Genomic DNA, 6,413 nt, shown 5'->3' with positions numbered 1-6,413 from the left:
TCTTCTTCCAGAAGACCGAAAATACATTCGACACCGGCATCGTTCAATATTCCAGCCCCACCGGCTGCTGCAGGATTCGGATCTTTGGCACTGATATAGACTCTCTTGATTCCCAAATCACGGATCAGCAGTGCACAAGAGGGTGTTTTACCGCTGTGGGAACACGGCTCTAAAGTTACCGCCATCGAAATAAGATGAAAAATACCGTTGTGATGGGTGCGAAGATAATCGTGTATGCGGTGAGAATCATCACATCCCCCTATCGACGTATCGCCGGAGAGAAGAGTATAGGCGTCACGCAGTGCATACACTTCTGCATGTGGTCCCCCTGAACGCTTATGAGCGCCCACGGAGATAACCGTACCGTTATCACTCATACATACGGCACCGACTGCAGGATTGGGAAATGTGAGGAGTTGATACTCCCACGCCGCATTGAAAGCGTGGGTCATTGCGTGAATAGCGGCTTCGGTGTTCATTACCACTCGAAGTAGGTTTTAGCCTTGCTGATAGAGCGGAAAGGGACACTGTGCGTCTCTCCCTCTTTCGTTTTAATGGTGATCTCTTCGTTTTCTACTGATACCACTTCACCGTCAAATTTTTCTTTGTTTACCGTCGAGAAAACAACTTTTTCCCCGATGGATTGAGCAAAATGATCGAGCGTTTTGAGTTTACGCTCTATCCCGGGTGAGCTCACTTCCAAGCGGTATTCTCCGCCGACCGGAGGCGTAACATCAAGTAGCGGTGAAATAAGATGGGTCGCTTCGACACACTGATCCAAACTTACTCCGCCCGGTGCGGTAACGCTCACACGGAAGATCGTGTTTTCATTTTCGTTGAAAACGGCTGTATCATAGAGGGACAAGCCGATCGATTCGACCATTTTTTTGATATCGCTCTCAAGACTCATTTTTCTTCTCCTTGGCGATTTGTGCGAAGAGGGCTTCAATATTTTGACTTCGCTTGAGGGTATCGTCAAAAACAAACGTCATACGGGGACTTCGAAACCATCCCTGATCTTTCATACAATGCTCTTCAATGATCGGACGGGCTTTTTCAAGCAGTTTTAAAAATGCCGCTTGCTCTTGCGGTGTGTAATCGTGCGGATCGAGATAAACTTTCGCATCGCTACGTCCGCGTGAACAATGGACATCGATGACATCCACTTCACGCACACGTGCATCGGAAAGTTGAGAAATCGCTTCGGGGATCAACTCTTTGAGAATCGACTCCGTCCGTTTGACTTTGATTTGTGCCGGTGTCACAGGGATACTTTTTTCTCGATTTTGGTAAAGGTTTCGATAACGTCGCCCACTTTGACATCGGTGTATCCGTTAAGGACAACCCCACAATCAAATCCTTTGGTAACCTCTTTGACATCGTCTTTGAAACGGCGAAGAGAGGTAAGGTCACCCTCATGGATAACGACGCCCTCACGAATAACGCGAACCATTCCGCCGCGTACAAGTTTACCGTCGACAACCACACATCCTGCGATTGTTCCGCCGCCTTTAGGCATCGGAAAGGTATCACGCACTTCGGCTTGACCTGTGTTCTCTTCGCGGAATTGCGGAGCCATCATACCGGTCAACATCGCCGTAACGTCATCAATCAACTGATAAATGATCGAGTAGGTATTGATTTTAATTCCCATCTGTTTTGCCAAGGCATTGACGTTACCCGTCGGACGGACGTTAAACCCGACCAGCATACAGTTCTCACTATTGTTCACCAACGCAACGTCATTCTCGGTAATACCGCCGACGCCGCTGGAGATAACTTCAACTTTTACCTCTTCGTTACGGAGTTCAGAAAGAGCGGATCGAATCGCTTCAAGTGATCCGTGTACGTCGGTTTTTAGAACCACTTTCAGGGCTTTCAAGCGTCCCTCGGCAATCAATGAGCTAAGTTCGTCAAGCGTTGTTTTGGTGCTGTGTGAAAGCTCGCGGTGACGATCGTATTCATACCGTTTTTGAGCAAACTCGCGCGCTTCTTTATCGCTTTCCATAACCATCAAGACTTCACCCGACGGCGGCACGTCACTTAAACCCACCACGACGGCAGTCTCACTCGGTCCTATTTTTTGGAGCTGTGCTTTACGGTCGTTTACCAATGCGCGAACCCGCCCGTATGCGCTTCCGCACACGATATTATCTCCGACTCTCAACGTTCCGTTTTGGACGATGACGGTGGCTACCGGTCCTCGCCCTTTTTCCAACGTAGACTCGACAACTACCGCTTTGGCCATATTGGTCGGATTTGCTTTAAGTTCCATAATCTCCGCTTGGAGCAGAATCGCTTCGAGCAAATCGTCGATTCCGGTCATCGCTTTAGCCGACACACCGACGAATTCAATATCTCCGCCCCAATCGACAGGATTAAGACCGAGTTCCGCCATTTGTGCTTTGACCATATCCGGATTAGCTCCCGGTTTGTCCATTTTGTTGACTGCAACGATGACCGGAACTTTGGCTTCCTGCGCATGTTTCACCGATTCCCGGGTTTGGGGCTTGACTCCGTCATCCGCGGCGACAACGATAACGATGATATCGGTCAGTTGTGCACCGCGTGCACGCATCGCACTAAAGGCTTCATGTCCCGGAGTATCGAGGAACGTAATCAATTTACCGTGTTGTTCAACGGAATAGGCACCGATATGCTGGGTAATTCCTCCCGCTTCGCCGTGTGCAACTTTGGCATTACGAATTGCATCCAAAAGCGACGTTTTACCGTGGTCGACATGCCCCATGATGGTAATAACCGGTGGGCGTTCTTCAAGCCCTTCTTCACTCTCTTCCGTCTCTTCGTAAGCACTTTCGTAGTTGAATGCATCTTTCGGATCGATCGTCGTTACCTCGACGCCAAATTCGCTCGCCAAAATTTCGATTTCATCTTTTCCGAGGAAATCGTTTTTCGTTACCATCATTCCGAGATTGAAAAGGATCTTAATTACTTCGGAGAGCGGCTGTCGCACTTTATCCGCAAATTCATAAACACGGATATCTTCGGGGATTTCGACGTGGGTAATGACTTCATCTTCTTTTGCATCGCGGGTGTACTTTTTACGTGCTTCACGAGACACTTGACGCGGTTTGTTTTTATTCGCACCCTGTTTTTTCCCGGAATTTCGCCCTATCGGTTTTTTTTCTTTAGGTTTTTGTTCCTCTTCCGGCTCGATTTTGGCACTTAGATCGTTGAAATCCATCAAAACGATCTGTTCGTCTTCGTAGTCCATCGACACATCGGAAATACCGCCTCCGAAAATATCCAGACGGACACCCTGATCTTTTTTCTGTACCGGGGCATTATTATTCTGTGCTTTTTTCGCTTTTTTCGCTTCCAATTCGCGTTGAGCCTGTTCGCTCAATTTTCCGTAACTCGATACGGCCGTAGCTTCTTGACGTACCGGTGCGATATATTCTTCTTCGACAGGACGTTTTTTCTTGACAATTTTAAGACCGGAGCGTTTTTGCGGTTCCGCATCGGCTGCAGCTTCTTCCGGAAACTCTTCTTTACCCACTGTATCAGATTGGGCGTGAACTGTTTCTACCGGTGCCGATACCGCGGTTGCAAATTCCTCGGAAGAAACTGATTTAGAAGAAGATTTCGGCGCTGCCGTTTCCGTCGCAGCCCCGCTCATGATATAGTTCATGATTTGCTCAGCTTCCTCGATCGAGACCGAACTCGAAGCAGTTTTAACATTCAACCCCATTGCGGCCGCTTTATCCACTACCTCTTTGGAATTGATACCAAGTTCCTTGGCAATCTCATGAACTCTTACTTTATCCATCATTAACGATGATCTCCTTTAACCGATTCATTAACATCTCTGTTGCACCGTTTTTGCATTGACGAGCCAACTGACCCGGAGTCTTTTTGTGTTCCACGCATGATATACATAGATAAAAGCTTCTCCCCTTATATGAATAAGGTTCCAATATCCCCTCACGGCATTGAAGCCGCAGAAGTGCAGATTGAGCGAAACGCTCACGACACGCCACACACATTCGTATAGGCTGATGTAACTTTTGCGCCATTATATCCAATACTTTCTTAGTTATCGTTCGACGACAAGTCCATGATTATCAAAGCTTAAAATTTTAACCTCAAAATCGGTGAATTCCGCCTTAAATTTTTCCGCCAACATTTGAGCGTCCTGATCGTAGACCATGTTAAAAAAAGTCGATCCGCTCCCCGAAAGTGTCGACATCAATGCACCATTGTCGTACGCCATTTTTTGAACGGCAAAGAGTTCCGGCAACATTTTCATACGCACTTTTTGATGAAACCGGTCCTGTGTCGCCAGACGGAGCATCTCCCAATCTTCATTAAAAAACGCCCCGACCGTCACGGCAGTGTGCGAGAGATTAAAAACCGCATTTTCTTTGCTGTAGGATTTCGGGAGTGTTGTCCGCGACTTTGCGGTTGAGATCGGTTTGTTCGGGATAACGACAACCGCCTTGAGATAATCGGGGAGATGCTTTTGTTGAGAGAAAACTTTTTGTTTTTCTACCATCGCCGCATTGAATCCCCCCATGACCGCCGGAGTGATATTATCCGGATGACTTTCATAAACGAGGGCGTGATTGAGAATACGTCTTTTGGAAACTTTTACCCCTGCCGCTTCATGGGCACAGCTGATCGCGCTGACGATGACGGCAGATGAGCTTCCAAGCCCTCTGGACATCGGGATTTGGTTATAAAACGTAAATTTGAAGTTTTGACGCTTCTGAGTCAAACGGCGATAATGCTCGTTAAAAATACTGACAAAAAGGTTATTTCCCTTTAATCTCGGATTATTTTCCCCTTCTCCTTTGATAGAGACGGTAAAAAAACGGGAAGGGACCAATTCGACTTGATTTCGTAAATCGACGGCAAGTCCCAACGAATCAAATCCCGGGCCTAAATTAGCACTCGTTGCAGGTACACTGACGAACAAATAATTTCCTTATCCTACGGCATCGATCCCGTAATACGGGAGATTGTCCGAATCAAAATTTTCTATCTCGATGGTCTCGGGAAGTACAAAAGCGTTCATTTGCGGCGCTTCTAACGGTTCCAGAGCAATTGTAGAGCTATTTTTAACAAAATAGAGCTTTCCAACTGCTTTGATAGGGCTGTTTTGGTTAAAAAAGAAGGCATACGTTGCCAAAAGGGGAACTTTTTGAACAATACTCAAAGTTTTTAAAAACAAATACGTGACTTTGATCCCCATAAAACTTCCGGGACCTTTGGCATAGATAAAATGGGAAAAAGAGTAGCGCTTGCATAACGGACCGAATATCTCGGCCAGTACATCCGAACCCATTCCCTCGCTTCGGATCGTTTCGACTAAAACACCGTTTTCATACACACCGACGAGAACGGGAGTGCCAAGTGCGACGACAACCGCATCATGCATACGCTTTCGCCAGCTCTTTCGATTCGGCCGCGGCCAACTCCACAACCTCGTAATTCGCCGGATCTTTTAAAAGTTCCAGCGTGAGTTTATGATTCAAGTCATGGCTCCCCGCATACGCTTCGTAATTGCCGATAAAATTCATCCCGATCAACGACATATCGCCGATAGCATCGAGGATTTTATGACGGACGAACTCGTCTCCGAACCGGAGTCCCTCGGGATTAAGTACTTTTTTATCGTCCAATACGACCGCATTTTCGAGGCTTCCGCCTAATGCAAGCCCTTTGGAACGAAGGTACTGAACCTCATGGACGAATCCGAATGTCCGAGCACGGGCGATCTCTTTTTTATAGTTTTCTTTCGTAAACGCAAGAACATAACTCTGTTTATCGATGACGGGATGGGCGAATTTGATTGTAAAATCGTAGTTCATGTCATTCGAAGGGATCAATTTGACGTACTTGTCCCCCTCTTGGACAATCACCTCTTTTTTTATCCGCATGATTTTTTTAGGAATATCCTGCTCGATGATCCCGGCCTCTTCCAAAAGCATGCAAAAGCTCATCGAAGATCCGTCCATCACCGGAATTTCATCGGCATCGACAATCACACGGAGATTATCGATACCGTATGCGTAAATCGCGGAGAGCATATGCTCGATCGTAGAGATCGTTACCCCTTCTTTTCCGATCACCGTAGCCATTTTGGTATCAACGACATTGGCGGGAACCAACGGAATCGACACTCCCGCGTCGCTGCGATAAAAGACGATGCCGCTATTGCATCCCAAAGGCTCAAGACGCAATTTCACCGGAGAACCGCGGTGTAACCCGATTCCTACCAGTTCGACGCTTTTGCCGATCGTTGTTTGCATCATAGCATTCTCCCTTTCCCGTCCGATAGTTATAGTATCGCTAATTATACCGTTTTTCAGCGTTGATTAATAATAACCTTCGCATCATCGATCACGCTGGTAATATTGTCGTAGATCCATTTGGTATCCATCCACTCT

The 6,413-nt window shown here is 47.0% G+C and carries 8 protein-coding genes; all 8 read right to left on the bottom strand.

Annotated elements, in window-relative coordinates:
• Positions 1-479 (bottom strand): bifunctional diaminohydroxyphosphoribosylaminopyrimidine deaminase/5-amino-6-(5-phosphoribosylamino)uracil reductase RibD (locus tag Q0389_RS00780; protein WP_298690542.1); only part of this gene is annotated, 479 nt, incomplete at its 3' end.
• A complete protein-coding gene (locus tag Q0389_RS00775) occupies positions 479-910 on the bottom strand; it encodes a ribosome maturation factor RimP (protein ID WP_298690539.1) in 432 nt (143 codons plus the stop codon). The genes Q0389_RS00780 and Q0389_RS00775, both read right to left, overlap by 1 nt.
• A complete protein-coding gene (gene rbfA / locus Q0389_RS00770) occupies positions 900-1,265 on the bottom strand; it encodes a 30S ribosome-binding factor RbfA (RefSeq protein ID WP_298690536.1) in 366 nt (121 codons plus the stop codon). Before rbfA ends, Q0389_RS00775 begins: the two co-directional genes overlap by 11 nt.
• On the bottom strand, positions 1,262-3,790 hold the full coding sequence (gene infB / locus Q0389_RS00765; protein WP_298690547.1) for a translation initiation factor IF-2: 2,529 nt from the start codon (positions 3,788-3,790) through the stop codon (positions 1,262-1,264). Before infB ends, rbfA begins: the two co-directional genes overlap by 4 nt.
• Entirely contained in the window at positions 3,783-4,007 is a 225-nt protein-coding gene (locus tag Q0389_RS00760) for a DUF448 domain-containing protein (protein ID WP_298690544.1), read from the bottom strand. The genes infB and Q0389_RS00760 overlap by 8 nt, the downstream gene beginning before the upstream one ends.
• A 50-nt stretch (positions 4,008-4,057) precedes the next feature.
• Positions 4,058-4,939 (bottom strand): homoserine kinase, encoded by an 882-nt coding sequence (gene thrB, locus Q0389_RS00755; RefSeq protein WP_298690533.1) that lies wholly within the window; start codon positions 4,937-4,939, stop codon positions 4,058-4,060.
• A gap of 9 nt (positions 4,940-4,948) precedes the next feature.
• The gene (locus tag Q0389_RS00750) at positions 4,949-5,401 is read right to left on the bottom strand and encodes a hypothetical protein (protein ID WP_298690530.1); all 453 of its coding nucleotides are present in this window, start codon (positions 5,399-5,401) and stop codon (positions 4,949-4,951) included.
• Positions 5,394-6,278: a UDP-3-O-acyl-N-acetylglucosamine deacetylase gene (gene lpxC, locus Q0389_RS00745; protein ID WP_298690527.1), complete on the bottom strand. Its 885-nt coding sequence runs from the start codon at positions 6,276-6,278 to the stop codon at positions 5,394-5,396. The genes Q0389_RS00750 and lpxC overlap by 8 nt, the downstream gene beginning before the upstream one ends.
• Positions 6,279-6,413: the final 135 nt, after the last annotated feature.

It is taken from the genome of uncultured Sulfuricurvum sp. (assembly GCF_937936435.1).
Taxonomy (GTDB): Bacteria; Campylobacterota; Campylobacteria; order Campylobacterales; family Sulfurimonadaceae; genus Sulfuricurvum.
This window is presented reverse-complemented; position numbering and strand designations above follow the sequence as displayed.

What these genes read in the sequence shown, in the direction of transcription:
- Q0389_RS00760 (WP_298690544.1), bottom strand. Translation starts at nt 4,007, where the DNA reads ATGTGTGTGGCGTGTCGTGAGCGTTTCGCTCAATCTGCACTTCTGCGG.
- Q0389_RS00775 (WP_298690539.1), bottom strand. Translation starts at nt 910, where the DNA reads ATGAGTCTTGAGAGCGATATCAAAAAAATGGTCGAATCGATCGGCTTG.
- Q0389_RS00750 (WP_298690530.1), bottom strand. Translation starts at nt 5,401, where the DNA reads ATGCATGATGCGGTTGTCGTCGCACTTGGCACTCCCGTTCTCGTCGGT.
- lpxC (WP_298690527.1), bottom strand. Translation starts at nt 6,278, where the DNA reads ATGATGCAAACAACGATCGGCAAAAGCGTCGAACTGGTAGGAATCGGG.
- infB (WP_298690547.1), bottom strand. Translation starts at nt 3,790, where the DNA reads ATGGATAAAGTAAGAGTTCATGAGATTGCCAAGGAACTTGGTATCAAT.